Annotated in this window: 21 protein-coding genes; all 21 read left to right on the forward strand. The window is 63.2% G+C overall.

The features are described from left to right. Nucleotides 1–92 precede the first annotated feature (92 nt). The gene (locus HCZ87_RS04020; RefSeq protein ID WP_167642485.1) at nucleotides 93–1,592 is read left to right on the forward strand and encodes an aldehyde dehydrogenase family protein; all 1,500 of its coding nucleotides are present in this window, start codon (nucleotides 93–95) and stop codon (nucleotides 1,590–1,592) included. Beyond that, the gene (locus HCZ87_RS04025; protein ID WP_167642486.1) at nucleotides 1,582–2,886 is read left to right on the forward strand and encodes an FAD-binding oxidoreductase; all 1,305 of its coding nucleotides are present in this window, start codon (nucleotides 1,582–1,584) and stop codon (nucleotides 2,884–2,886) included. Before HCZ87_RS04020 ends, HCZ87_RS04025 begins: the two co-directional genes overlap by 11 nt. A 9-nt stretch (nucleotides 2,887–2,895) precedes the next feature. After that, a complete protein-coding gene (locus HCZ87_RS04030) occupies nucleotides 2,896–4,281 on the forward strand; it encodes a VOC family protein (RefSeq protein WP_167642487.1) in 1,386 nt (461 codons plus the stop codon). Further along, complete coding sequence (locus tag HCZ87_RS04035) at nucleotides 4,281–7,178, forward strand: FAD-binding and (Fe-S)-binding domain-containing protein (protein ID WP_167642488.1); 2,898 nt, start codon at nucleotides 4,281–4,283, stop codon at nucleotides 7,176–7,178. Before HCZ87_RS04030 ends, HCZ87_RS04035 begins: the two co-directional genes overlap by 1 nt. 104 nt (nucleotides 7,179–7,282) lie before the next feature. Beyond that, nucleotides 7,283–8,311 carry a LacI family DNA-binding transcriptional regulator gene (locus HCZ87_RS04040; RefSeq protein ID WP_167642489.1) on the forward strand — a complete coding sequence of 343 codons (1,029 nt, stop codon included), beginning with the start codon at nucleotides 7,283–7,285 and terminating at the stop codon, nucleotides 8,309–8,311. A gap of 135 nt (nucleotides 8,312–8,446) precedes the next feature. Next, nucleotides 8,447–9,262 (forward strand): TIM barrel protein, encoded by an 816-nt coding sequence (locus HCZ87_RS04045; RefSeq protein WP_167642490.1) that lies wholly within the window; start codon nucleotides 8,447–8,449, stop codon nucleotides 9,260–9,262. A gap of 80 nt (nucleotides 9,263–9,342) precedes the next feature. Further along, entirely contained in the window at nucleotides 9,343–10,287 is a 945-nt protein-coding gene (locus HCZ87_RS04050; RefSeq protein ID WP_167642491.1) for a sugar ABC transporter substrate-binding protein, read from the forward strand. A gap of 162 nt (nucleotides 10,288–10,449) precedes the next feature. Next, a complete protein-coding gene (locus tag HCZ87_RS04055) occupies nucleotides 10,450–11,544 on the forward strand; it encodes an ABC transporter permease (protein WP_167642492.1) in 1,095 nt (364 codons plus the stop codon). 12 nt (nucleotides 11,545–11,556) lie between these two features. Continuing rightward, a complete protein-coding gene (locus HCZ87_RS04060; protein ID WP_167642493.1) occupies nucleotides 11,557–12,375 on the forward strand; it encodes an ATP-binding cassette domain-containing protein in 819 nt (272 codons plus the stop codon). A gap of 96 nt (nucleotides 12,376–12,471) precedes the next feature. Further along, a complete protein-coding gene (iolG, locus tag HCZ87_RS04065) occupies nucleotides 12,472–13,461 on the forward strand; it encodes an inositol 2-dehydrogenase (RefSeq protein WP_167642494.1) in 990 nt (329 codons plus the stop codon). 25 nt (nucleotides 13,462–13,486) lie between these two features. Next, nucleotides 13,487–14,626, forward strand: coding sequence for a Gfo/Idh/MocA family protein (locus HCZ87_RS04070; protein ID WP_167642495.1), 1,140 nt, complete (start codon nucleotides 13,487–13,489; stop codon nucleotides 14,624–14,626). Next, the gene (iolC, locus tag HCZ87_RS04075) at nucleotides 14,610–16,535 is read left to right on the forward strand and encodes a 5-dehydro-2-deoxygluconokinase (protein WP_167642496.1); all 1,926 of its coding nucleotides are present in this window, start codon (nucleotides 14,610–14,612) and stop codon (nucleotides 16,533–16,535) included. Before HCZ87_RS04070 ends, iolC begins: the two co-directional genes overlap by 17 nt. A gap of 4 nt (nucleotides 16,536–16,539) precedes the next feature. Then, nucleotides 16,540–18,390, forward strand: coding sequence for a 3D-(3,5/4)-trihydroxycyclohexane-1,2-dione acylhydrolase (decyclizing) (iolD, locus tag HCZ87_RS04080; protein WP_167642497.1), 1,851 nt, complete (start codon nucleotides 16,540–16,542; stop codon nucleotides 18,388–18,390). A gap of 12 nt (nucleotides 18,391–18,402) precedes the next feature. Continuing rightward, complete coding sequence (gene iolE, locus HCZ87_RS04085) at nucleotides 18,403–19,332, forward strand: myo-inosose-2 dehydratase (protein ID WP_167642498.1); 930 nt, start codon at nucleotides 18,403–18,405, stop codon at nucleotides 19,330–19,332. Next, nucleotides 19,325–19,528: a hypothetical protein gene (locus HCZ87_RS04090; RefSeq protein WP_254868516.1), complete on the forward strand. Its 204-nt coding sequence runs from the start codon at nucleotides 19,325–19,327 to the stop codon at nucleotides 19,526–19,528. Before iolE ends, HCZ87_RS04090 begins: the two co-directional genes overlap by 8 nt. Nucleotides 19,529–19,811: 283 nt before the next feature. Next, entirely contained in the window at nucleotides 19,812–20,309 is a 498-nt protein-coding gene (locus tag HCZ87_RS04095) for a Dps family protein (protein ID WP_167642500.1), read from the forward strand. Between the two features lie 287 nt (nucleotides 20,310–20,596). After that, nucleotides 20,597–22,894, forward strand: a complete 2,298-nt coding sequence (locus tag HCZ87_RS04100) for a bifunctional salicylyl-CoA 5-hydroxylase/oxidoreductase (protein WP_167642501.1) — start codon at nucleotides 20,597–20,599, stop codon at nucleotides 22,892–22,894. Beyond that, the gene (locus tag HCZ87_RS04105) at nucleotides 22,891–23,649 is read left to right on the forward strand and encodes an SDR family NAD(P)-dependent oxidoreductase (protein ID WP_167642502.1); all 759 of its coding nucleotides are present in this window, start codon (nucleotides 22,891–22,893) and stop codon (nucleotides 23,647–23,649) included. The genes HCZ87_RS04100 and HCZ87_RS04105 overlap by 4 nt, the downstream gene beginning before the upstream one ends. Continuing rightward, nucleotides 23,646–24,119, forward strand: a complete 474-nt coding sequence (locus tag HCZ87_RS04110) for a MarR family winged helix-turn-helix transcriptional regulator (protein ID WP_167642503.1) — start codon at nucleotides 23,646–23,648, stop codon at nucleotides 24,117–24,119. The genes HCZ87_RS04105 and HCZ87_RS04110 overlap by 4 nt, the downstream gene beginning before the upstream one ends. 1 nt (nucleotide 24,120) lies before the next feature. Next, entirely contained in the window at nucleotides 24,121–24,921 is an 801-nt protein-coding gene (locus HCZ87_RS04115; RefSeq protein WP_167642504.1) for an enoyl-CoA hydratase family protein, read from the forward strand. Then, nucleotides 24,921–26,075, forward strand: a complete 1,155-nt coding sequence (locus HCZ87_RS04120; RefSeq protein WP_167642505.1) for an acyl-CoA dehydrogenase family protein — start codon at nucleotides 24,921–24,923, stop codon at nucleotides 26,073–26,075. The genes HCZ87_RS04115 and HCZ87_RS04120 overlap by 1 nt, the downstream gene beginning before the upstream one ends.

The raw sequence follows: 26,075 nt of genomic DNA on the forward strand, positions 1-26,075 counted from the left end.
CGGTTTTCAGACACAATCAGGAACGCGCAACCGGTCTGCCCTTTATGGAAACGCGAAGAGGGGCGACCGGCTATCCCAACTGGAGAAATGACATGACACACGCAGATATCCTTGCCGCAAACGGGCTGAGCGCAGCCGAGCTGACTGGCGGCACTTTGGCCGTGACCTCGCCCATCGACGGGGCAGAAGTCGCAAAGATCACCGAGACAAACGCCGCCGACATGCCGGCAATCATCGCCAAATCGCAGGCTGCGTTCAAGGAATGGCGCAAGGTTCCGGCCCCGCGCCGTGGCGAGCTGGTGCGGCTTCTCGGCGAGGAGTTGCGCGCCGCCAAGGACGATCTTGGCGCGCTGGTGACGCTGGAGGCCGGCAAGATCACCTCGGAAGGGCTGGGCGAAGTTCAGGAAATGATCGACATCTGCGACTTTGCCGTCGGCCTGTCGCGTCAGCTTTATGGTTTGACCATTGCCTCGGAACGTCCCGGCCACACTATGCGCGAAACCTGGCAGCCGATGGGGCCGGTTGGCGTGATTTCCGCCTTCAACTTCCCGGTTGCGGTCTGGTCCTGGAACACCGCGCTGGCGATTGTTTGCGGCGATCCGGTGATCTGGAAACCCTCCGAGAAAAGCCCGCTGACCGCGCTGGCCTGCGAAAAGATCTTTGAAAAAGCGCTGGCCCGCTTTGGCGATGATGCGCCGGAGGGGCTGCATCAGGTTGTCATTGGCGGTGCCGAAGTGGGCGAGGCGCTGGTGGCCTCCAAATCCGTGCCGATCATCTCGGCGACGGGATCGACCCGCATGGGCGGTATCGTCGGGCCGAAAGTCGCCGCGCGCTGGGGTCGTGCGATCCTGGAGCTTGGCGGCAACAACGCGATGATCGTGGCGCCCTCTGCTGACCTCGACATGGCGGTGCGCGCGATTGTGTTCTCGGCCGTCGGCACTGCCGGTCAGCGCTGCACAACTCTGCGTCGCCTGATCGTGCATAAATCCATCCGGGCCGAGCTGATCGAGAAGCTGAAAGGCGCCTATGCCAACCTGCCGATCGGCGATCCCCGCGCTGAGGGCACTTTGATCGGGCCGCTGGTGGATATGGCCGCGCGCGATGCGATGGTGGCCCAGCTTGACAAGGCCCGCGCCGATGGTGGCACCGTGCATGGTGGCGCGATCGTCACCGATGGCGTTCCGGGTGGTGCCTATATCGCCCCCGCGCTGGTCGAGATGCCGGCTCAGACCGAAACCGTGCGGACCGAGACCTTTGCCCCGATCCTCTATGTTCTGGACTACGAGGAGCTGGACGAGGCGATCGAGCTTCAGAACGACGTGCCGCAGGGGCTTTCCTCCTGTATTTTCACGCTGAATGTGCGCGAAGCGGAAACTTTCCTGTCGGCTGTCGGCTCGGATTGCGGTATCGCCAACGTCAATATCGGTCCGTCTGGCGCGGAAATCGGTGGGGCCTTTGGGGGCGAGAAGGAAACCGGCGGCGGTCGGGAATCCGGCTCGGACGCCTGGAAGGGCTACATGCGTCGCCAGACCAGCACCGTGAACTATTCGGCAGAATTGCCGCTGGCTCAGGGAGTAAAATTTGACATCTGATCCTCACACCTCGCTTTGGCGCGCAAGCGATCACGGCGCACTGGAGGTCCCGGCATTGAGCGAGGATCTCCAGACGGATCTCGTTGTGATCGGGGGCGGCTTTACCGGCTGCTCCGCCGCGCTGGAAGCGGCCACATCGGGCGCGAATGTTGTCCTGCTGGAGGCCCAGACGATCGGGCACGGCGGCTCGGGGCGCAATGTCGGGCTGGTCAATGCCGGGCTCTGGCTGCCGCCCGAGGTGATCAAGAAACAGATCGGCGATGGCCCCGGCACCCGCCTGATCAACGCGCTGTCGGTGGCTCCCGATGAGGTCTATCGCCTGATCGAGGCGCATAACATCGACTGCGAGGCGACGCGCAACGGGACCCTGCACCTGGCACATGCGCCAAAGGGTGTCGAAGATCTTCAGGAGCGGTTCCGCCAGGGCAATGCCAGCGGCGCGCCGCTGCAACTCCTGGACCGGGAGGAAACCATCCGACGGACCGGCTCGCAGGCGTTTTTTGGCGCGCTTTTCGATCCGCGCGCCGGGGCGATCCAGCCGCTGGGCTATTGCCGTGGGCTTGCGCGGGCGGCGCTATCTGCCGGGGCGCGTGTTTTTGAACGCTCCGCGGTTACGAAGATTTCCCATTCTGACGAGGGCTGGCACGTCCAGAGCAACGGGCGGCGCATTCGCGCGCGGCATCTGTTGCTGGCGACCAACGGCTATATCGGCGCTCTTTCCGGCGCGCCCAAACCTGCCTTTGTGCCCTTCCATTACTGCCAGTTTGCCACCGCCCCGCTGAGTGATGCGCAACGCGCCCGTATCCTGCCCGGCGGCGAAGGCTGCTGGGACACGGCGCTGGTGATGAGTTCGCTGCGCATTGATCGCGCGGGGCGCGTTATTGTTGGCGGTGTCGGCAATCTCAACGCGCCGGGGGCTGCGATCCATCGCAACTGGGCCGCCCGGAAACTGGCGCAAATCTATCCCGAGCTTGCCGGCGTCCCGTTTGAGCACGAGTGGGAAGGCACCATAGCCATGACCTCGGACCACCTGCCCAAGGTCGTTGAAATCGGGCCGGATGCGCTCAGCGTGTTTGGCTATTCGGGGCGCGGCATCGGCCCCGGCACCGTCTTTGGCAAACGCGCGGCGCGCGCGCTGCTGTTTGGCGAGGTCGATGCGCTGCCGCTTGATATCGTCCCGGCCTATGCCGAGTCCCTGCGCGCCCCCCGCGCGGCCTACTACGAGTTCGGCGCGACCCTCACCCACGCTGTCTCCCCCAATCCACTTCGAACCAGTTCGGCCAAACGAGCCTAAGGAAGACCCATGTCCGAAAAAATGCATCCCGACGATATTCGCACGCTGTTTTCCACCGCGATGTCAGACATGTACCGCGAAGAGGTGCCGCAATACGGCACCTTGATCGACCTGGTGCAGGACGTGAACGCGGCGACGCTGGCCGCCAATCCAGACCTGCGCCGCCAGCTGGAGGATGCGGGCGAGCTGTCCCGCCTGAGCGTCGAGCGTCACGGCGCCATCCGCGTCGGCACCGCCGAGGAAATCAACAATATGCGCCGCATTTTTGCGGTGATGGGCATGTATCCGGTGGGCTACTACGACCTCTCCGTCGCCGGTTTGCCGGTGCATTCCACCGCCTTCCGCCCGATCGAGGATGCCTCGCTCTCGCGCAACCCGTTTCGGGTGTTCTGCTCGCTGATCCGGCTTGATCTGCTGGAAGATCAAGAGCTTGCCCGCGAGGCCGAGGTCATCCTGTCCAAACGTCAGATCGTCACCGACCGCGCGTTGGAGCTTTTGGACCTGGCCGAGGCCGAGGGTGGTCTGACCGCCGCATTGGCGCAGGGATTTGTCACCGAGGCGCTGGAAACCTTCCGCTGGCATTCCGACGCCACGGTGTCGGCTCAGACCTATGCGGCGCTTCTGAAGGCGCATCGTCTGATCGCCGATGTGGTCTGTTTCCGTGGCCCGCATATCAACCACCTGACCCCGCGCACGCTCGACATCGACGCGGTGCAGAAAGGCATGCCCGAACGCGGCATCACCCCCAAGGCCATCGTCGAAGGCCCGCCGCAGCGCGCCGCCAGCATCCTGCTGCGCCAGACCTCCTTCAAGGCGCTGGAGGAAGACGTGAGCTTTGACGGCGTTTCCGGCACCCACACCGCCCGGTTCGGCGAGATCGAACAGCGCGGCGTCGCCCTGAAACCAGCGGGCCGGGCGCTGTATGACGATTGCCTTGCCAAGACCCGGGCGCGGGTTTCCGTTGGCCCCAATGGCGAGCGCGCAGAGGAATACATGGCGGCCCTGGCCGAGGAATTTGCCGCCTTTCCTGACGATCTGACCACCCTGCGGCGCGAGAACCTCGCCTATTTCCGTTTCGGGGCAAAGGGGCAGAATGTACCGGCGGCTGCCTCGATCGAGGATCTGATTGCCTCGGGCGATCTGATCGCCGATCCGCAGACCTATGAAGATTTCCTGCCGGTCTCCGCCGCCGGGATCTTTCAGTCAAACCTCGGCTCGGACGAGCAATCCAACTTCGGCCTTTCCTCCAACCAGGAGATTTTCGAGGCTGCGATCCAGACCAAGGTCTTTGACGAGCAGGCGCTCTATGCCAAGACCGAGGCAGAGAGCCTGAAAGCGGCGCTGGACATACTGGGGCAGGGGCACCTTGTTGCGGACGTCTTGAAGGTCGCGTGATGGACGGCGCGGGGGAGGTCTCGCTCGGTCAGGCGTCGATTGCGGCGTTCCTGGCCGCGCTTGAACGGCAGGGCTATAGGGGCGCGTTTTCCGAAGACGGTGACATGCGCAGCGTCTTCGGCACCGATAATTCGGTCTATGAACTTGTGCCACGCGCGGTGCTCTTCCCCCGCGAACCCGACGATCTGAACCGTATCATGCGGGCAGCAAGCATTTGCAAACTGCCGCTTGCCGCCCGGGGCGGCGGGACCGGAACCAACGGCCAATCGCTGACCGATCAGATCGTGGTCGATTGTTCGCGATACCTGACCCGGATCGAGATGATCGACCCGGAGGCGCGCACGGCGATCGTGCAGCCCGGTGTCATTCTGGAGCAGTTGAACACCGCCGCTGCGGCGCATGGGTTGTTCTTTGGGCCGACGGTCTCGACCGCCGCGCAGGCGACACTGGGCGGCATGGCGGCGACGGATGCCTCCGGTAAGGGCTCGCGCGTCTTTGGTCGTACCTCGGATCATATCCTCGCTATGGATGTGGTGCTCTCGGACGGCAGCGACTGGCATGCGGCCCCGCTGACTGGTGCGGAGCTGGAACAGGTCTGCGCGCAAGACGGTATCGCAGGCCGGGTGCACCGCAGCCTGCGGGATATTTGCGCTCAGGAACGCGACGAGATCGCGCGGGTTTTTCCCGATATGAACCGGGGGCTGACCGGCTACAATCTGCGCGACGCGATGACAGCAGACGGCGGCATGGTGCTCAGCCGGCTGCTGGCCGGGTCCGAGGGCACGCTGGCGCTCACCAAACGGATGAAACTGCGATTGCTGCCCAAGGCGCCGCTGCGGGCGCTGTTGGTTCTGGCCTATGATGATGCGCTTGCCGCGCTGGCGGATGCCGGTCGCCTGACCCAGGCGGACCCCACGGCGGTGGAATTCATCGACGACAAGATCCTGGGGCTGGCACAGGACGATGACGTCTGGGCCGATATTGCGCCCATCCTTGATATCTCCGGTGACCGGCCCGTGAAGGGCATGAATTTTGTCGAGGTTCAGGCGCAGGACCGGGCGGAGCTGGCGGCGGCGATCGCGCGGCTGGAGGCGTTCCAGGCGGATGCCCCCGCATCGGTGATCAGTGCCAATACCGTCGAGGATGCAAAGGTCATCTCTCAGGTCTGGGCCTTGCGGGCGAAATGCGTCGGGCTCTTGGGTCGTATGGACCCAACCCGCCAGGGCACGCCCTTTGTCGAGGATGCGGCCGTTCCTGTCGAACATCTGCCGGATTTTGTGGCTGGCTTTCGCGAGATTCTGGATCAGCGCGGATTGGCCTATGGAATGTTTGGCCACGCGGATGTGGGCTGCATCCATGTGCGCCCCGCCCTGAACATGCGTCAGCCGCAAGATGCCGCGCGGATCAGGGATGTCTCTGACGCGGTCGAAGCGCTGGCCCGCGCCCATGGTGGGGTGCTCTGGGGCGAACACGGCAAAGGGTTCCGGGGTGAATTTGTGCCGAATGTCTTTGGCGATCGTCTCTATCAGGCGCTTTGCCAGATCAAGGCGGCCTTTGATCCTGACAACCTGTTGAACCCCGGCAAGATCGCGACCCCCTCGCCGCAAGCGGCGCTGACTGCTCTCGATGCAGTGCCGTTTCGCGGCCCCCGGGATGCGCAGATCGCGCCACAGGATCTGTCAGACTTCGGCAAGGCGGTGCAATGCAACGGCAATGGGGCCTGCTTCAACCGCACCGTGTCGGATGCCATGTGCCCGAGCTATAAGGCGACCAACGACCGCCGCTATGCGCCGAAGGGGCGTGCCGCGCTCCTGCGCGACTGGTTGCGTTTGCGCGACGGTGACGACAGGGCGGCGCAGACCACGGCGGAAGAGGCGCTTTACAAGAATTTGGCGCTTTGCCTCTCGTGCAAGGCCTGCGCCTCGCGTTGCCCGGTCAAGGTCGATATCCCGGCGATGAAGTCGAAATTCCTGGCGCAGTATTTCGCCAGCCGCCGCCGTCCGTTGCGCCATCGCCTGCTGTTGATGATGGAACCGCTCGGCGCGCTGATGCGCACGGCGCCGGGGCTGTTTAATGTTGGCCTGCGCCTGATGCGACCCCTGAGCGACAGGATCGGCCTTGTCGATCTGCCGCATGTGGCGCCGGCCCGCAAGCGACGGGCTGTGAACAGGGCAGGCAAATCCGTCCTGCTGGTTGCGGATAATTTCAATGCGACCTTTGATGGTTCCGTCATCGAGGCCGCCGAGATCGTGCTGGAGGCGCTGGGATACCGCGTGACGCGTCTGTCAGGATTGGCGAGCGGCAAGGCGGAGGCAGTTCTGGGCTTTCGCGACCGGTTCCAGCGCATCGCCAGACAGCGCTACAACAGCCTGATGCGCCATGCCGCGCGGTATGATGCGCTTGTTGAAATAGAGCCCGCGATTTCTGCCATGGCCGGGGACGACTATGCCCAATTGGGTCTGCGCTGCGACACGCTCTGGAGCATCGACAGGTTTCTGGCGGAGGAAATTCGCGCAGGGGACATCAGGCTGCCGCGTTTGGCGCGGGCTGAAGATGCGGTGCTGCTGGCCCATTGCACCGAGCGCACCGCCGATCCCGCAGTTTCCACACGCTGGCAGGCGATCTTTGACGCGCTGGGGCTGCGCCTCGCTGTTCAGGAAACGGGATGTTGCGGCATGGCGGGGACCTTTGGTCATGAGAAAAGCAATCTCGCGATGTCAAAACAGCTGTTCGAGATGCATTGGGCGGATGAGATTGCCGATCCGACCCGAACCCCCTTGGCGACCGGGTTCTCCTGCCGCTCTCAGGTCAAGCGCTTTGCCGGTGCGCGCGCGCTGCATCCGCTGGAGTATTTGAGCCGCAAAATCGCGCAGCAGGATCATCCGGCCATGAGGTGACGCCCATCGGGTGGCGCAACTGGCGAGGGGCCCCACTGCGCTGGCATTGCGGAAGACGAAGGTTTGGGGTAGCCCAATGATGGAAAACCGTCATGGAGACTCTCATGGCTCGTCGCCCCACCACCCAGGATGTCGCCCGAGAGGCCGGTGTCAGCGTCACAACCGTTGATCGCGCGCTCAATGGCCGGGCAAAGGTGCGCGAGGAAACCATGCGCAAGATCGCGCAGGCAGCGCATAAGCTTGGCTATCACGCGCGCGGATTGATCGAACGGAACCTTGATGCCGCAGTGCCGGAGATGACCTTTGGCTTCCTGCTCATCAAGAAAAACCAGGAGTTCTACCAGAACTTCGCGCGCGAGCTTGAACAGGCGGTCGCGGCGCGGTCGGATATCCGGGGGCGGGCCGTTGTGCGCTTTGCCTCCTCCCAGAGCCCTGAGGATTTTGCAAAGGGGCTGGAAAGCCTCGCGCATTGCGATGCCATCGCTGCGACGGCGGTCAATCATCAGCTGATGGCGCAGGTCGTGAGCGATCTGAAGCAAAGAGGCGTGCCTGTCTTTTCCCTGCTGAATGATTTTGCCCAGGGCGTGCGCCGGAACTATCTTGGTATGAACAATATGAAAATCGGGCGCGTTGCCGCCTGGATGATCACCAAGACGGTGCCAATCCCGGGAAAACTGGCAATTTTCGTCGGCGGCAATCGCTGGCACGGGCATGATCTGCGCGAGGTCGGGTTTCGCTCCTTTGTGCGGGAAAACGCGCCGTCGTTTTCTGTTCTCGATACGCTGGTGAACCTGGAAACCCGGCAGCTGACCTATGAGGCGACGCTGGATCTGCTGGGCAGACATCCTGATCTAAAGGGGATTTATGTCGCCGGTGGTGGCATGGAGGGCGCGATCGCGGCCCTGCGCGAGGCCCACGCCAGCCCGCGTGTGGCGCTGATCGTCAATGAGGTCACCAAGGAAAGCAGCGCCGCCCTGGCCGACGGATATGTGTTGATGGCGATTACCACACCGCTCCCCGCCCTCTGTGCGGATCTTGTTGGGCATATGGTGCGTTCGGTTCAGGAAGGTGATGACGGCATCGCCGGGCAGCATTTCCTCGACCCGCATCTGGTGCTGTCTGAAATGTTGTGATGACGTAAATACGTCACCGTGCATGCGCGGAAAAACGTCATTCTTGGCGAAAACCACGCGGCGATGAATTGACCGTTCCCCTGACATGGCGCAGCGTCCGCCCACACCAAACAGGGTGTCGGGGAGAGGGTCAGGATGAAAACAGCGTTGAACCAGATGACGGTCCGCCGTCTTGGCTATACCGCGTTTCTGGATCTGGCGCAGGCGCTGGGGTGTGTCGGCGTCGAGGTGCGCAATGATCTGGGCCGTCCGCTGTTTGACGGGCTGGACGCGGCAGAGGCCGGTGCAATGGCGCGGGACCGGGGCCTGCGCCTGTTGGGGTTGAGCGAAGTCTACGCCTTCAACTCCTGGTCCGATGAGATCCGCACCAAGGTCGAGGCGCTTTTGTCTGCGGCCAAGGCGTCGGGAGCGGAAACCATCAGCCTGATCCCGCGCAATGACGGCACGCAAACCGGCAATGGCGAGCGGCAGGCCAATCTGCGCATCGCGCTCAAGCAAATCCTGCCGATGCTGCAAGCGGCGGATATGGTCGCCTTGGTAGAGCCGCTGGGATTTGCCCGCTCGTCGCTGCGCTCCAAGGCGGAGCTGGTCGATGTGATCGAGGATCTGGGCGCCGGCGATCACTACAAGCTGGTGCATGACACGTTTCATCACAGGCTGGCCGAAGAGGATGCGATGTTCGCCAAGCAGACCGGCATCCTGCATGTGTCCGGTGTTGTGGATGCGGCGCCGTCCGTGGCGCAGATGGAGGACGAACATCGCGTTCTGGTCAACGCCGATGATCGTCTTGGCAATATCGAGCAGATCAAGGCGCTGCGCGCGGCGGGCTACGAAGGGGCGATTTCCTTTGAATGCTTCGCCCCCGAGGTTCACGCGATGAGTGAGCCATATGCGGCGCTCAAGCGCTCGTTTGATTTTATCGCTTCCGCGCTTCAGCCGAACGCAGGCTGAGCCAGAGGCGCAACGGCCCCTGAGGAGGGGGTTTCCGGCAGAGGAACGGTGCGCCGGACACCATCAAAGGGAGGAAAACCATGAAAAAGACCTTGATTGCGGCGGGCCTGGCTTCGCTCATGTCCACCACTGCCATGGCCGAAAACATCGGCGTGTCGATGGCGCTGTTTGACGACAACTTTCTGACCGTGCTGCGCAACGGGATCCAGGACCTGGCCGACGGCATGGAGGGTGTCGATGTCCAGATCGAGGACGCGCAGAACGACGTCGCCAAGCAGCTGGACCAGATCAACAACTTCGCGGCCTCGGGTGTCGATGCGATCATCGTGAACCCCGTCGATACCTCGGCAACCGCTGCGATGACCAAGGCGGCCGCCGATGCGGGTATTCCGCTTGTTTATGTGAACCGCCAGCCGATCAATGTGGATTCGCTGCCGGACAATCAGGCCTTTGTAGCGTCGAACGAAATCGAATCCGGCACGCTCGAGAGCTTTGAGGTCTGCAAGATGCTGCGCGCGATGGGCAAATCTGGCGGCGCCAAGGCCTATGTCTTGATGGGCGAGTTGTCGAACCAGGCGGCCGTGCAGCGCACCAAGGATGTCGAGGACATCCTCGGCACCGACATGTGCAGCTTTATCGAGGTGGTCGATCAGCAGACCGCCAATTGGTCGCGCGACGAAGCACAGGATCTGATGACCAACTGGCTGTCCACCGGCGAAGCCTTTGACGCGGTGATCGCCAACAACGACGAAATGGCGATCGGTGCCATTCAGGCAATGAAGGCGCAGGGGCTGGATATGGCGGATATCGTTGTCGGCGGTGTCGATGCCACCCAGGACGCGCTAGCCGCGATGGAAGCGGGCGATCTGGATGTGACCGTGTTCCAGAACGCCGCAGGGCAGGGCGCCGGCGCGCTGGATGCGGCGCTGAAACTGGCCCGGGGCGAGGACGTGGAGCAGAAGGTCTACATCCCCTTCGAGCTGGTCACCCCCGCGACGCTCGACATGTATATGTCGAAAAACTGAGGTCGATAAAAACGCATGGGCGGTGCCTTTGGGCGCCGCTCCGCCTGGTTCCGGCGCGAGGGCAGGGACCAGGCAGGCAAACGCGACATTGGTCTAACGGGCGGACGCGGCGCCGTTCGGTTTGATCACAAAGACAAGGTCGCGAAAAAGGGAGAAGACAGGATGTCCGAGACGTCCCATGGAATTGGCGGGTTGACGTTCGACTCGAAAAAACGCGCCTGGCCGAACGAGATGAACGTTCTTATCGCGCTGGTCGCGATCGTGATTATCTTTGAGGTCCTGGGGCAGGTCTTGCCCTATATGAAGGGGCAGAGCCTGCTGTTTGATTTCAATACGGCGCGGGACGGCACCATTCTGAATATGGCACGTCTGAAGATCATCATCCTTCAGGTGTCGATTATCGGCATGATCGCCATCGGCTCAACCCAGGTGATCCTCTTGGGTGGGATTGATCTGTCCCCCGGCTCTGTTGTCGGCTTGACGGCGATGATCGCCATGAGCTTTGCCCAGACGGCGCTGGTCAACGGCAACCCCAACCCCAAGGCTGTGTTTGGCGAGGGCTGGATGGATCTGCCGGTGCTGGTCCCCATTGCGGTGGCCTTTGCCGTCGGCATCATCGCGGGTGCAATCAACGGGCTGCTGATCGCTTATACCCGTATTCCACCCTTTATCGCCACGCTCGGCATGATGGTGACCGCACGCGGCGCGGCGAAATGGTGGTCCAAGGGGCAGCCGATCTCCTTTCCGACGGAGCCTTTTTCGAGCATCGGGAACGGCATGTCCGGCTGGTCGCCGGTGGTGATATTTGTCGGGCTGGCGCTGCTGTTCCACCTGATCCTGAAATACACGGTCTATGGCAAACACACCTATGCCATCGGCTCCAACGAGGATGCGGCGCGCATGTCGGGCATCAAGGTCGACCGCCACAAGGTGCTGGTCTACACGATCGCCGGGATGCTCGCGGGGCTGTCGGCGCTGGTGCTGGCCTCCAAGAACCTGACGGCGCAGGCGGGCATGGGCGTGATGTATGAGCTCGACGCCATCGCCATGACCGTGATCGGCGGTGTCAGCCTTGCCGGTGGGCGCGGCTCTATTGTGGGCACCGTGCTGGGGGCGCTGATCTTTGGGGTCATCATCTCGGGTTTCACCTATCTGCGCCTCGACGCCTATTACCAGGAAATGGTCAAGGGCGTGATCATTGTGGCAGCCGTGGTTCTGGACCAATGGCGCCGTCATCGTGCCGCCGCACGGTCCTAGGGGAGGAAGATCATGGCAAGCGACGTGCAAACCAACACAGGCAAGAGTGCCGCCCTGGGCGATATCATTCTTGAGACCCGCAACCTGACCAAACATTACGGCGGCGTGCAGGCGCTGAATGATGCGAATTTCACCCTGCGCCGGGGCGAACATGTGGCGATCATGGGGGACAATGGCGCCGGGAAATCGACCTTTGTGCGCCAGATCACCGGGGTTGAGACCCGCACCCGGGGCGAGGTGATATTCGACGGCAAGCCGGTGCATTTTGAAAACCCGATGGACGCCCGCAATGCCGGGATCGAAACCGTGTTCCAGACGCTGGCGCTGGCCGATCAGCTGGATGTGCCCGACAATCTGTTCCTCGGCCGCGAGCTGGTGAAGTTCAGGCTGGGGCCGTTTTCGATCCTGGATTACAAGGCGATGCGGGAACGCACCATCGAGGCGCTGGAGAAAACCGGGGTGAAAATCCCCAACATTCGCGGCACCATCGAACGTATGTCCGGTGGCCAGCGGCAATGTGTGGCGATCGCCCGCACCGCGACCTTTCACAGCAAGCTGACGATCATGGACGAGCCAACCGCCGCGCTTGGGGTGCAGGAAACCGCGCAGGTGGAAAACATCATCCGCACGCTGAAGGAGCAAGGCGAGCCGCTGATCCTGATCAGCCACAACATGCGGCAGGTGATGGATCTGTGCGACCGTATCGTGGTGTTTCGCAGGGGGCGCATCTGCGCCAACCTCGATATCCGCAATCAGCAGGTGACGGGCGAGGATGTCGTCGCCTATATCACCGGCGCCAAGACCCAACCGGAATATTCCGACGCGGCCTGACAGATCGGGCCACGGACCGATCAAGACCACATCGCGGGCTTGCCCGTTTATGCCGAACCGCCCGGCCATCGCCGGCGACCAAGAGTGAGAAAGAAAATGACAGTCAGATTTGGAGTCCTGGGAGCCGGGCGGATCGGGCAGGTGCATGCCAAAGCGATTTCGGAGGTGCCCGGCGCGACGCTTGTTGCCGTGGCGGATGCGATCGAGGCCGCGGCGCAGGCGCTGCACGATCAATATGGCTGCGACATCCGCAGCATCGAGCAGATCGAGCAATCGGACGACATCGACGCGGTGATCATCTGCACCCCGACCGACACCCATGCGGATCTGATCGAAAGCTTCGTAAAGGCGGGCAAGGCGGTCTTTTGTGAAAAGCCTGTTGATCTGGACGTGGCGCGGGCGCGTCAGGTGATCGAGACGGTCGAGGCCGAAGATGGCGTGCTCATGGTCGGCTTTCAGCGCCGCTTTGACCCGGATTTCCGCGCGCTCAAGGCCGCCATCGACGCGGGCCGCATTGGCGAAGTCGAGATGGTCACCCTGACCTCGCGCGATCCGGGCGCGCCGCCGCATGACTATATCACCCGCTCGGGCGGTATCTTTCGCGATATGACCATCCATGATTTCGACGTCGCGCGCTGGCTTCTGGGCGAAGAGGTGGAAAGCGTCATGGCGCAGGCCTCGGTGCTGACCGATCCCAAGATCGAGGAACTCGGCGATTATGACAGCGTCAATGTGATCCTGTGCACCGCCTCGGGCAAGCAATGCACCATCACCAACAGCCGCCGCGCCAGCTATGGCTATGATCAGCGCATCGAGGTGCATGGCTCCAAAGGTTCGGTTTCTGCGATGAACCAGCGCGAAGCCAATATCGAGATCGCCAATGGCGAGGGCTACACCAAGCCGCCGCTGCTGAATTTCTTCATGTCGCGCTACACGGCGGCCTATGCGGCGGAGATCGCCGCCTTTGTCGCGGCGCTGGAGCAGGGCCAGCCGACCGAGACAACCGGGCAGGACGGGCTGCGGGCGCTGGAACTGGCGGATGCGGCGCTGCAATCGGCCAAAAGCGGGCAAGCCGTCCTGCTGTGACGGCAGGCGGGAAAAGGAGCTGCGGATGACCACCATCATGCCGGAAAAACCACTGGGTGTTGCGCTGATCGGCACCGGGTTTATGGGCAAATGTCACGCCCTGGCCTGGCGCAATGTTGCGGCGGTCTTTGGCGGGGCGCATCCGCGGCTTGAGCTTCTGTGCGACACGCCGCAGGACAAGGCCCGCGCCTTTGCCGCGCAATTCGGGTTTGCCCGGGCCACGGCGGACTGGCAGGAGGCGGTGCGGGATCCCGCCGTCGATGTGTTGTCGATCACGGTTCCAAACGGCTTGCACCGCCCCATCGCCGAGGCGGCGCTGGCGGCGGGAAAGCACCTGTGGCTGGAAAAACCCATGGCGCTGACCCTGGCGGATGCCCGCGCCATGGCCCGGCTGGCCAGCCGCCACCCGCGGCAGGTCACCATTCTGGGCTACAACTACACCCGCGCGCCCGCCTTTCAGGCCGCGGTCGAGATGCTGCGCCAGGGAGTGATCGGCACGCCCCGCAGCTTTCGCGGGGTCTATGACGAGGATTACAGCGCCGACCCCGACCTGCCCTGGCATTGGCGCATGACCCATGCGGGCGGCGGCCTTGGTGCGCTTGGGGATCTGGGCTGCCATCTGGTCAGCCAGATGCTGCAACTGATGGGCGATGTCGAAGACCTCAGCGCGATCACCCAGATCGCCATCCCCGAGCGGCGCGCGCCGGATGGGATGAAGCCGGTCGAAAACGAAGACAGCGCGCTGGCGATGATCCGCTTCAAAAGCGGCGCGCAGGGCTCTTTTGCCACCTCGCGGGTGGCGCGGGGGCGCAAATGCCGCTTGCAGTGGGAGGTTCACGGCTCCGACGGCAGCATCGTTTTTGATCAGGAAAACATGAACGAACTCTGGGTTCATCGCGCAGGAGAAGCCGGGTTTACCCGCCATCTGACCGGCCCCGAACAGCCCGATTTTTCCGCCTTCTGCCCGGCCCCCGGGCATAACTTCGGCTTCAACGAACAGAAGGTGATCGAGGCGCGCGATCTGTGCCGTGCCATCGCTGGTGGCCCCGCCTGCGGCCCCGATTTTGCCGAAGGTCTGAAGATCGAGCGGATCATACATGCCATGGCGGCCTCAGAGGGGCGGACCATAAGACTTGAGGATTTTGAAAATGACCAAACCGCTTGATGTTATCACCATCGGCCGGGCCGGTGTGGATCTCTACGGCGCGCAGATCGGCGGGCGGCTGGAGGATATGGCCTCCTTTGACAAATATATCGGTGGCTCGCCCACCAATATCGCCTGCGGGACGGCGCGGCTGGGGCTGACATCGGCGCTGATCAGCCGGGTTGGCGCGGAACATATGGGCCGGTTCATCCTTGAACAACTGGCCCGCGAGGGGGTCGAGACACGCGGCGTCAAAACCGACCCCGAGCGACTGACCGCGCTGGTGATCCTCGGCATTCGCGACCAAGAGCAGTTTCCGCTGATCTTTTATCGCGAGAATTGCGCCGATATGGCGCTCTGCGAAGAGGATATCGACCCGGAGTTCATCAAGAGCGCCCGCTCCGTTGTGCCCACCGGCACCCATCTGAGCCACCCGCGTACCCGCGCCGCAGTGCTGAAGGCGCTGACCATTGCGCGGGAAAACGGCGTGAAGACGGCGCTGGACATCGACTATCGGCCAAACCTCTGGGGGGTGCTGGGGCACGGCGATGGCGAGAGCCGCTTTGCCGAGAGCGCCGAGGTCACCGAAAAGCTGCAATCCACCCTGCATCTGTTTGACCTGATCGTCGGCACAGAAGAGGAATTCCACATCGCCGGTGGCTCTACCGACACGATCAAAGCCCTGCGCGCGGTGCGGGCAGTCTCAAGCGCGACCTTGGTGTGCAAACGCGGGCCGATGGGGGCCGTGGCCTTCACCGGCGATATCCCCGAGAGCCTTGATGCCGGCCAGACCGGCCCCGGTTTCCCCATCGAGGTCTTCAACGTGCTGGGGGCCGGGGATGGCTTCATGTCCGGGCTGCTCAAGGGCTGGCTCGACGGGGAAGACTGGCCCACCGCGCTGAAATACGCCAATGCCTGCGGTGCCTTTGCGGTCAGTCGCCATGGCTGCACCCCGGCGTATCCGACCTGGGATGAGCTGCAATTCTTCTTTGAGCGCGGCATCAAACAGCCCGATCTGCGCAATGATGCGGAACTGGAGCAGGTCCATTGGGCCAGCACCCGCCATACGCGTCCCGGCGGCGACTGGCAGGCGCTGCGCAGCTTTGCCTTTGATCACCGCAAGCAGCTGGAGGAAATGGCGGGCTATACCCCCGAAAAAGGCAGCGCCTTCAAGGAACTCTGCCTCGATGCGGCGCTAAGGGTTCAGGACGGCAAACCGGGCTATGGCATTTTATGCGACAATCGCATTGGCCGCGCGGCGCTGCATCGTGCCTCTGGCAGTGGGCTGTGGATCGGTCGCCCGACCGAGCTGCCCGGCTCGCGTCCGATCAAATTTGAACCCGAGCTTGGCGTTGATCTTGGTGGCCTGCGGGAATGGGCCGCCGAGAATGTGGTCAAGCTGCTGGTCTTTTGCCACCCGGAGGATAGCGCCGAGACCCGCGCGATGCAGGAAGAGCGCGTCAAACGGTTGTTTACCGCAGCGCGGCGGGCGGGGCTTGAGACGCTATTGGAGGTGATCCCCTCCAAAGTCGCGCCAGTGGATGACGACAGCACCGCAACCCTGATCCAGCAGTTCTATGATATCGGTGTTTATCCCGATTGGTGGAAGCTGGAGCCCTTCAAGACCGATGCCGCCTGGCAGAAGGCGGTTGACGCGATTATGCGCAACGATCCCCGAACCCGCGGCATTGTGGTACTGGGGCTGGACGCGCCGGAAGCCGCCCTGGCGGAGAGCTTTGCGCTGGCGGCAAAACAGCCCCTGGTCAAAGGGTTTGCGGTGGGGCGCACCATCTTTGGCGATGCGGCGCGCGCCTGGCTGAAGGGTGAGATGACAGATGCAGAGGCCGTAGAGCAGATGGCCGGGCGCTATGCGCGGCTCTGCGCGATCTGGGACAAGGCACGGGCCGGGGCCCGTCTGAACGAGGAATAAACCAATGAGCGGAACAATCAGGCTGACGGCGGCGCAGGCCATGGTGAAATGGCTCTCCGTGCAGATGATCGACGACGGCGAGACAGCAGGCCAAGCAGAGCCCAGCCGTTTTATCGAAGGCATCTGGGCAATTTTTGGCCATGGCAATGTCGCGGGCATGGGCGAGGCGCTTTATCACGCGCGCGAGGATTTCCCGACCCTGCGCGGCCAGAACGAACAGACCATGGCCCATGCCGCCATCGCCTATGCCAAGGCAAGCAAGCGCAGACGGGCGATGGCAGTGACCTCTTCGATCGGGCCGGGCGCCACGAATATGGTGACTGCGGCGGGGCTGGCGCATGTGAACCGCCTGCCGGTGCTGTTCATTCCCGGTGATGTCTTTGCCAACCGCGCGCCGGATCCGGTGCTGCAACAGATCGAGGATTTCGATGATGCCATGGTCAGCGCCAATGACTGCCTGCGGCCGGTGTCGCGGTATTTCGACCGGATCAGCCGCCCCGAGCACCTGCTGACCGCGCTGCCGCGTGCCCTGCAAACAATGACCGACCCAGCCAAATGCGGCCCCGTCACGCTGGCCTTCTGTCAGGACACCCAGGCCGAAGCCTTTGACTACCCGGAGAGCTTCTTTGCGCCCAAGACCTGGCGCATCCGTCGCCCGGAACCGGACGCCGCAGAGCTGGCGGAGGTCGTGGCTGCGATCAAGGCCGCGCAACGTCCGGTGATCGTTGCGGGGGGCGGTGTGATTTATTCCGCTGCCGAGGCGCGCCTGCAAGCCTTTGCCGCGCAGCACAATATCCCCTTTGTCGAGAGCCAGGCCGGCAAGTCGGCCATTGCCTGGGATGATGCGCGCAATCTGGGTCCGGCGGGGGTGACCGGGGGCGATGCGGCCAACCGGGCGCTCGGCGAGGCGGATCTGGTGATTGGCGTCGGCACCCGCTTTCAGGATTTCACAACCGGGTCCTGGACGGTGTTTGCAAATCCCGCACGGCGGCTGATTTCGATCAACGTCACCGGCTACGACGCCGCCAAACACAATGCGATCAGCCTCGTTGCCGATGCCAAAGTGGCGCTGGAGAAAATCAGCGATGCGCTGGGAGCGCAGCGCTGGCCCGACCATGACAGCGCCGCGCGCGCCGCTTGGTACGAGACAACAGATGCGGTGATGGCGGCGCCCAATGGCTCTGGGCTGCCCAGTGACGCGCAGGTGATCGGCGCGGTGCAGCGGCAGGCGCTGCCCGACACGGTGGTGATGTGCGCCGCGGGCACCATGCCGGGCGCGCTGCACACGCTGTGGCGGGCAGGGCAGGGCGGCTATCACATGGAATACGGCTATAGCTGCATGGGCTACGAGGTGGCCGGTGCGATGGGCATCAAACAGGCAAACCCGGATCGTGACGTGATCTGCTTTGTCGGCGATGGCTCCTACATGATGGCCAACTCCGAGCTGGCCACCGCCGTGATGCGCCGGGTGCCCTTTACCGTGGTGCTGACCGACAACCGCGGATACGGCTGCATCAACCGGCTGCAAATGGGCACCGGCGGCGCGGAGTTCAACAATCTGTACAGCTCGACCGATGTGGAGGCGCAGCCCGAGATCGACTTTGTCGCCCATGCGGGCGCCATGGGGGCTCATGCGGTCAAGGCGGCGTCGATAGCTGAGCTGGAAGAGCAGATCCAGTCGGCGCGCGGACGCGACATTCCGACGGTGATCGTCATTGACACCGACCCCTACCCCGGCACCGGCGCCGGTGGCTTCTGGTGGGATGTGGCGGTGCCCGAGGTGTCCGAACGCGAAGAGGTTCGCGCGGCCCGTGCCCAATATGTAAAACAAACCGCGCAGCAGCGCGCGGATTAAGAAAGACTGACCATGATCCACATTGGTATCTCTCCCATCGCCTGGCAAAACGACGACCTGCCAGAGCTGACCGCCGCCTATACGATGGAGCAGGCGCTGAAAGAGGCGCGCGAGATCGGCTATACCGGCGTCGAACGCGGCCGCCGCATGCCCGCCGACACCGAGGGGCTGCGGGCCTATCTGGAACGCTACGACATCGCGCTCTGCGGCGGCTGGTGTTCCGGCAATCTGATGAAAAACACGGTCGCCGAGGAAATCGAAGCGGTGCGCGAACAGGTCACCCAGTTTGCGGCATTGAACGCCCCCTGCCTTGTCTATGCGGAATGCTCGAACACGGTGCAGGGTGATCAGGCGGTGCCGCTTGGCCGCCGCCCAAAACTCTCGCGCGATGACATCACCGCCTATGCGGGCAAGCTTTCGGAGCTGGCGAAATGGATGGCGGATGAGGGCATGGCCCTGGCCTATCACCACCACATGGGCTCGATGATCGAGGATCAGGCAGATGTGGATGCGCTGATGGCGGGATCCTCGCCCGAGGTGACGCTGCTTTTTGATACCGGGCATCTGGCCTTTGGCGGGGCGGATGTGCTTGGCACGCTCGACAAATGGGGTGATCGCATCCGGCATGTGCACTATAAGGATGTCCGCACCGATGTCGCAGCACGGGCGCGCGCCGAAGGCTGGTCGTTTCTGGATGCGGTGATTGCCGGGGCCTTTACGGTGCCGGGTGATGCCGAGGGCAGTGTTGATTTCGCCGCCGTGACCAACAAGCTGGCGGGCATGGGCTATGAAGGCTGGATCGTCGTCGAGGCCGAACAGGACCCGGCCAAGGCGCCGCCCTATGATTATTCGAAGATCGGATATGATCACATCGCGATGCTGTGCAATGCCGCCGGGCTGTCGGTGGCGGGTCGACCCACCCCGGCCAAGCCGCATGTTTGACCTGCGCCACCCGTTCTTTAACCCGCTGTGGCGGCGGGTTTTGACGGTTGTGATGGCTTCGGGCTGGGCGCTGGTCGAGCTTGCAACAGGCAGCCCCGGCTGGGCGTTGATGTTCGGCGCGGTCGGCGCCTGGGCAGCTTATGCGCTGCTCTTGACCTGGACACCGGTGGAGGACAAAGGGCGCGATCAGGACTGATCTGGCCTCTTTGTCCCAGGCCATGGCCCGCGCGGGATGTCGCTGCGGCGGAAAATCACTTGGCAATGCGCCTCACGATTATGTCCGTCGCTCCCACACGGTCTGTCGCCGGGCTGTTCATGTCTTTTGCGGTATGGCGCGACGCCATCCTGCAACCGAGCTGCTTTGGCGCCGGAGCGTCATGTCAGGCAGTTCCGCCGCTATTCTGCCTATTCGGTCTGTGTTTTCGGAACCTTCGCGACCTGCGCGCGTTGTCTCACTGAACGCAACATAGGAGTACACAATGGCTGAAGCCCTGAAAGTTGTCCCGTCCGAAAGCAGCGTATCGACCGGCGTGCGCGATACCGCGACCCTGGCCGACGCGCTGTCACATGTTCTGTCCGACACCTATCGGCTGGTGTTCAAGACCCATGCCTGTCACTGGAATGTTGAAGGTTCCCTCTTCTATTCCGTGCACAAACTGACCGAAGAGCAGTACAGCAATATGTTCGCGGCAACCGATCAGCTGGCAGAGCGGATCCGTGCCTTGGGCCATCTGGCGCCTTCCCGGTTGGAGGATGTGATCGAACAGTCCCGGGTGGCAGACCCTGATGCACAGGGCGATGCAGCTTCGATGGTGGCTGACCTGGCGAAAGATCACGAAAAACTGGCCCATCGCTTGCATGCGCTGATTGAACTGGCGGGCGAGCGCAAGGATCCGGTGACCGAGGATATGGCCACCGCGCGAAGTGCCTTCCACGAACAGGCGGCCTGGATGCTGCGATCATTGGCAAAAAGCTGATGAAACTGAAAAAAAGCCCTGCCATTGCGGCAGGGTTTTTTTCTGCCCGGACATGTGTCTGCCACGTCTTCGCACACCCGTGACCCGCCAAACTCATCACCCTGCATGAATTGGGTCAGCGAGTTCCTGCAATGGTTCCCGATTGAGAGCCTGTTGGCACCGTGTGGCGGAGTGCAGTTTCTTTCAGGTATGAATATTTTATACTTGAAGTAAATTCGGTTCTTACCTAGGCTTTGCTCAAGGGTCGGGCCAGACCCCGGATGAATTACCGGCAGGGAGAGCCAACAATGCGTGTTGCATGTCTCGGAGGAGGTCCGGCGGGTCTCTATTTCGCTATCTCGATGAAATTGCGTGACCCGTCGCATGAGGTCGTCGTGTTCGAGCGCAATCGCGCCAACGACACCTTCGGCTGGGGGGTGGTGCTGTCTGATGACGCGCTCGAAAACCTGGAGGTCAACGACCCGGTCAGCGCTCAGGCGATCCGCGATCATTTTGCCTATTGGGATGATATCGCGGTCATCCATGATGGGGTGCGCACCGTCTCGGGCGGCCATGGTTTTGCCGGGATCGGGCGGCGGCAGATGTTGATCCTGTTGCAGGAACGTGCGCGCGAATTGGGCGTGGATCTGCGCTTTGAGACCGAATTCGACAACGCCGAAGTGTTCCGCAAGGACTATGATCTGGTGGTTGCGACGGATGGGATCAATTCGCGCGTGCGCTCCGAGTATATCGAGGAGTTCCGCCCTGATATCGACGTGCGGGAATGTAAATTCGTCTGGCTCGGCACTCATCAGAAATTCGATGGGGCCTTTACCTTTATCTTTGAAAAGACCGAACATGGCTGGGTCTGGGCCCATGTTTACCAGTTCGACAACGACACCGCGACCTTCATCGTGGAATGCCAGCAGGACACTTGGGAGCGCTGGGGCTTCGAGGGCATGTCCAAGGAGCAGATCGTCGAAACCTGCCGCCAGATTTTTGCGTCCCACCTGGGCGGGCATGAGCTGATGTCCAATGCCGCGCATCTGCGCGGCGCGGCGGTCTGGATGAATTTCCCGCGGGTGATCTGCGAGACCTGGCACTATGAAAACGTGGTGCTGATGGGCGATGCGGCGGCGACCGGGCATTTCTCGATCGGGTCGGGGTCACGCCTGGCGTTTGACAGTGCGATCTCGCTGGCCAGCTATCTGCATTCCGAACCGACGATGGAAGCGGCCTTCGAGCGCTATCAGGAGGAGCGCCGCCTGGAGGTGCTGCGTCTGCAATCGGCGGCGCGCAACAGCCTGGAGTGGTTCGAACAGGTCGAGCGTTATCTCGACCTGGATCCGGTGCAGTTCAACTATTCCCTGCTGACCCGTTCGCAGCGGATTTCCCACGAAAACCTGCGGCTGCGCGATCCGAAATGGCTGGAAAGCGCCGAGCGCTGGTTCCAGACCCGCGCGGGCGTGGCCGAGGATGCGCCGGTGCGCGCGCCGATGTTCGCGCCGTTCCAGCTGCGCGAGATGGCGCTGAAAAACCGCATCGTGGTGTCGCCGATGGCGCAATACAAGGCCGAGGATGGCTGCCCCACCGATTGGCATCTGGTGCATTATGGCGAACGCGCCAAGGGCGGGGCGGGGTTGGTTTATACCGAAATGACCTGCGTTTCGGCCGAGGGGCGGATCACCCCGGGCTGTCCGGGTCTCTATGACCCGTCGCATGAGGCCGCATGGCGCCGGCTGACGGATTTTGTGCATGATCAGACCGACGCCAAGGTCTGCTGCCAGATCGGGCATTCGGGGCGCAAGGGTTCCACGCAGCTGGGCTGGCAGCAGATGGATGCGCCGCTGGAGAGCGGCAACTGGGAGACCGTCTCGGCCTCTGCCATTGCCTGGTCTGCCAATAACCCGGCGCCGCGCGAAATCAGCCGTGCGGAGATGGACGCAATTCGCGACCAGTTTGTGGCCTCTGCGGAAATGGCGGATCGCGCCGGTTTTGACATGATCGAGCTTCACGCGGCGCATGGCTATCTGATTTCGTCCTTTATTTCGCCAGCGTCGAACCAGCGCCAGGATGAGTATGGCGGCAGCCTTGAAAACCGCATGCGCTATCCGCTGGAGGTGTTTCAGGCCATGCGTGCGGTCTGGCCCGAGGCCAAGCCGATGTCGGTGCGGATCTCTGCCAATGACTGGCTGGGCGAGGATGGCGTCACCCCCGAAGAGGCGGTCAAGATTGCGCGACTGTTCTCGGAGGCGGGCGCGGATATCATCGACGTCAGCGCCGGCCAGACCAGCACCGAGGCCAAGCCGGTCTATGGCCGCATGTTCCAGACCCCCTTCAGTGATCGCATCCGCAACGAGGCCGGGATCGCCACCATGGCCGTCGGCAATATCTTTGAGGCCGATCATGCCAATTCGATCCTGATGGCGGGGCGTGCCGATTTGGTGGCGGGGGGCCGTCCGCATCTTGCCGATCCGTTCTGGACCCTGCACGAGGCCGCGCGCCTCGGGGATCGGGCGGCCCCGGACTGGCCGCTGCCCTATCTTGCCGGTCGCGATCAGGCCTGGCGTCTGGCGGACCGCGAAGCGGAGACAATCCGGGTATGAGCGTTGAGAACCGTCACATCATCGTCACTGGCGGCGGCACCGGCGTGGGCCGCGCCATGGCCGAGGCCTTTGCCCATGCGGGGGCCAAGGTTACCATCATGGGCCGCCGCGAGGCGCCGTTGCGCGAGGTGGCCAAACAGCACAAGTTCATCGGCTGGGTGTGCTGCGATGTGACCGACCCGGAGGCGGTGAGAGCCGCCTTTGGTCAGGCGCGTGATCTCAATGGTCCGGTCAGCGTCGTGGTGGCCAATGCCGGCGCCGCCGAAAGCGTGCCCTTCCACCGCATGACCCCGGAGCAGTTGCAATCCATGCTGGCGGTCAACCTTGGCGGTGTGGTCAATGTCTGGCAAGCTGGTCTGCCGGATATGAAGGCCGAGGGCTGGGGGCGGTTGATCGCTGTCGCCTCGACCGCCGGGCTCAAGGGGTTCGCCTATGTGTCGGGCTATGCGGCGGCAAAGCACGCGGTTGTCGGGCTGACCCGCTCGCTGGCGCAGGAGCTGGGCGGCAGCGGGATCACCGCCAACGCGATTTGCCCCGGTTTCATCGAGACGCCGCTGCTGGAACGCTCCATCAACAATATCATGGAAAAGACCGGCATGGACGAGGCCGCCGCAAGGGCCAATCTGGTGGCGGGCAATCCGCAAGGGCGCTTCATTCAGCCGGATGAGGTGGCGGGCGCCGCGCTATGGCTGAGCTCCGAGGCGGCGCGCTCGGTCAACGGCCATGCGCTCTCGGTTGCGGGGGGCGAGATATGACACCAAAACTGGCAGAAACCGACCAGGGCGATCCGCTGTCGAAATCGCGGCTGCGGCTCTGGCTGAGGCTGCTAAAGACGTCGGGCCTGATCGAAGAGGAGCTGCGCCGCCGGATGCGCGCCGAACTGGGGACCACCCTGCCACGCTTTGACGTGATGTCGGCGCTGGCGCGCACCCCCGAGGGCCTGAAGATGAGCGAGATTTCGCGGCGCTTGCGGGTCTCGAACGGCAATATCACCGGCATCGTCGACAAGCTGACCGAAGAAGGCATAGCCCTGCGGGTCGCGGTGCCGGACGACCGACGCGCCAATCTGGTGCGGCTGACACCCAAGGGACAGGCGGTTTTTGCCGAACACGCCAGCCGTCACGAAGCCTGGATCGACGAAATCCTGACCGGGCTGAACGCCGATGATGTGGCGGGGGTGGGGGAGGGGGCCGACCCCCTCTCTGATACGCTGGAGGAGGGCTGACATGCGCAGCGACGTGACCCATTTTCAATGCCGGATCGAGGAGGGGATCGCGCATCTGGCGCTGGATCGTCCCGACCGCAAGAACCCGCTGACTTTTGACAGCTACGCGGAGCTGCGCGACTGGTTTCGCGACCTGCATTACGATGACGAGGTCAAGGCGGTGGTCTTTGGCTCCAATGGCGGCAATTTCAGCTCGGGCGGCGATGTGCATGACATTATCGGCCCGCTGACAAAGATGAACATGAAAGAGCTGTTGGCCTTTACCCGCATGACCGGCGATCTGGTCAAGGCGATGATTGGCTGCGGCAAGCCCATAATCGCTGCGGTGGACGGGATCTGCGCCGGGGCAGGGGCGATCATCGCCATGGCGTCGGACCTGCGGGTGGCAACGCCGGAGGCCAAGGTGGCGTTCTTGTTCAACCGGGTCGGGCTGGCGGGCTGCGACATGGGGGCCTGTGCAATGCTGCCACGGATCATCGGCCAGGGCCGCGCGGCGGAGCTGCTCTATCTCGGGCGGGCGATGTCGGCGGATGAGGGCGAGCGCTGGGGCTTCTTCAATCGCGTGGTGGCGCGGGATGATCTGCTGACCACCGCGCAGGACATGGCCGCACGGATCGCGGCCGGGCCGGGTTTTGCCAATATGATGACCAAGACCATGCTGGCGCAGGAATGGTCAATGGGGCTGGAGCAAGCGATCGAGGCCGAGGCGCAGGCGCAGGCGATCTGCATGCAGGGGCAGGATTTCCACCGCGCCTATCACGCCTTTGTCGCCAAGGAAAAACCAGTGTTCGAGGGCAACTGATGACTGACCGCAGCTTTCTTGACTGGCCGTTCTTCGCGCCTGAGCACCGCGAACTGGCGATCACGCTGGACGATTGGGCCGCCGCCAACCTTGGCACGGTCGATCACAGGGACACGGATGCCGCGTGTCGCCAGTTGGTCACGATGCTGGGCGAGGCAGGTTTTGCCGCGCATTCCGGTGCGATGGATGGCCGGCTGGACGTGCGCAGCCTTTGCCTGATCCGCGAAACGCTGGCGCGCCATGACGGGCTGGCCGATTTCGCCTTTGCCATGCAGGGTCTGGGCACCGGGGCGATTTCGCTCTTTGGTTCGGAGGCGCAGAAATCCGAATGGCTGCCCCTGACCCGCGCGGGCAAGGCGATTTCCGCCTTTGCGCTGACCGAGCCGGGCTCTGGTTCCGACGTCGCCAGCAACACCATGACCGCCGTGCGCGATGGGGACGACTACGTGCTGAATGGCGAAAAGACCTGGATCTCCAACGGCGGCATTGCGGATGTCTACACGCTCTTTGCCCGCACCGGCGAGGCACCGGGGGCCAAGGGCATGTCGGCCTTTATCCTGCCAGCGGGGCTTTCTGGGTTCGAGATTGCCGCGCGGCAGGAGACCATCGCGCCGCACCCGCTGGCGACCTTGCGCTTTAGCGATTGCCGGGTGCCTGCATCCGCGATGCTGGGCGCACCGGGGCAGGGGTTCAAGATCGCGATGTCGGTGCTGGATGTGTTTCGCTCCACCGTGGCGGCGGCGGCACTGGGCTTTGCCCGGCGCGCCTTGGACGAGGCCCTTGCACGTGTCACCTCCCGGCACGTGCAGGGTGCGCCGCTGATCGACTTGCAGATGGTGCAGGGGCATATCGCGGATATGGCGCTGGACGTGGATGCCTCGGCGTTGCTGACCTATCGCGCCGCCTGGGCCAAGGACATGGGCGCGCCGCGTGTCACCCGCGAGGCGGCAATGGCCAAGCTCTATTCCACCGAGGCCGCGCAGAAGGTCATCGACAGCGCCGTGCAGCTGCATGGTGGCGACGGGGTCAGATCCGGCGAGACGGTGGAGAAGCTCTATCGCGAAATCCGCGCCTTGCGGATCTACGAAGGCGCATCGGACGTGCAGCGCGTGGTGATCGCGCGCCAGACACAGGCGGCCATGGGAGGACACTAG

The organism is Phaeobacter sp. HF9A (assembly GCF_011806385.1).
GTDB lineage: Bacteria > Pseudomonadota > Alphaproteobacteria > Rhodobacterales > Rhodobacteraceae > Epibacterium.

Coding starts and splice junctions, on each gene's coding strand:
- HCZ87_RS04045 (WP_167642490.1), top strand. CDS start 8,447: ATGAAAACAGCGTTGAACCAGATGACGGTCCGCCGTCTTGGCTATACC.
- HCZ87_RS04055 (WP_167642492.1), top strand. CDS start 10,450: ATGTCCGAGACGTCCCATGGAATTGGCGGGTTGACGTTCGACTCGAAA.
- HCZ87_RS04115 (WP_167642504.1), top strand. CDS start 24,121: ATGCGCAGCGACGTGACCCATTTTCAATGCCGGATCGAGGAGGGGATC.
- HCZ87_RS04105 (WP_167642502.1), top strand. CDS start 22,891: ATGAGCGTTGAGAACCGTCACATCATCGTCACTGGCGGCGGCACCGGC.
- iolC (WP_167642496.1), top strand. CDS start 14,610: ATGACCAAACCGCTTGATGTTATCACCATCGGCCGGGCCGGTGTGGAT.
- HCZ87_RS04020 (WP_167642485.1), top strand. CDS start 93: ATGACACACGCAGATATCCTTGCCGCAAACGGGCTGAGCGCAGCCGAG.
- HCZ87_RS04090 (WP_254868516.1), top strand. CDS start 19,325: ATGTTTGACCTGCGCCACCCGTTCTTTAACCCGCTGTGGCGGCGGGTT.
- HCZ87_RS04095 (WP_167642500.1), top strand. CDS start 19,812: ATGGCTGAAGCCCTGAAAGTTGTCCCGTCCGAAAGCAGCGTATCGACC.
- HCZ87_RS04035 (WP_167642488.1), top strand. CDS start 4,281: ATGGACGGCGCGGGGGAGGTCTCGCTCGGTCAGGCGTCGATTGCGGCG.
- HCZ87_RS04100 (WP_167642501.1), top strand. CDS start 20,597: ATGCGTGTTGCATGTCTCGGAGGAGGTCCGGCGGGTCTCTATTTCGCT.
- HCZ87_RS04040 (WP_167642489.1), top strand. CDS start 7,283: ATGGCTCGTCGCCCCACCACCCAGGATGTCGCCCGAGAGGCCGGTGTC.
- iolD (WP_167642497.1), top strand. CDS start 16,540: ATGAGCGGAACAATCAGGCTGACGGCGGCGCAGGCCATGGTGAAATGG.
- HCZ87_RS04110 (WP_167642503.1), top strand. CDS start 23,646: ATGACACCAAAACTGGCAGAAACCGACCAGGGCGATCCGCTGTCGAAA.
- iolG (WP_167642494.1), top strand. CDS start 12,472: ATGACAGTCAGATTTGGAGTCCTGGGAGCCGGGCGGATCGGGCAGGTG.
- HCZ87_RS04070 (WP_167642495.1), top strand. CDS start 13,487: ATGACCACCATCATGCCGGAAAAACCACTGGGTGTTGCGCTGATCGGC.
- HCZ87_RS04030 (WP_167642487.1), top strand. CDS start 2,896: ATGTCCGAAAAAATGCATCCCGACGATATTCGCACGCTGTTTTCCACC.
- HCZ87_RS04050 (WP_167642491.1), top strand. CDS start 9,343: ATGAAAAAGACCTTGATTGCGGCGGGCCTGGCTTCGCTCATGTCCACC.
- HCZ87_RS04060 (WP_167642493.1), top strand. CDS start 11,557: ATGGCAAGCGACGTGCAAACCAACACAGGCAAGAGTGCCGCCCTGGGC.
- iolE (WP_167642498.1), top strand. CDS start 18,403: ATGATCCACATTGGTATCTCTCCCATCGCCTGGCAAAACGACGACCTG.
- HCZ87_RS04120 (WP_167642505.1), top strand. CDS start 24,921: ATGACTGACCGCAGCTTTCTTGACTGGCCGTTCTTCGCGCCTGAGCAC.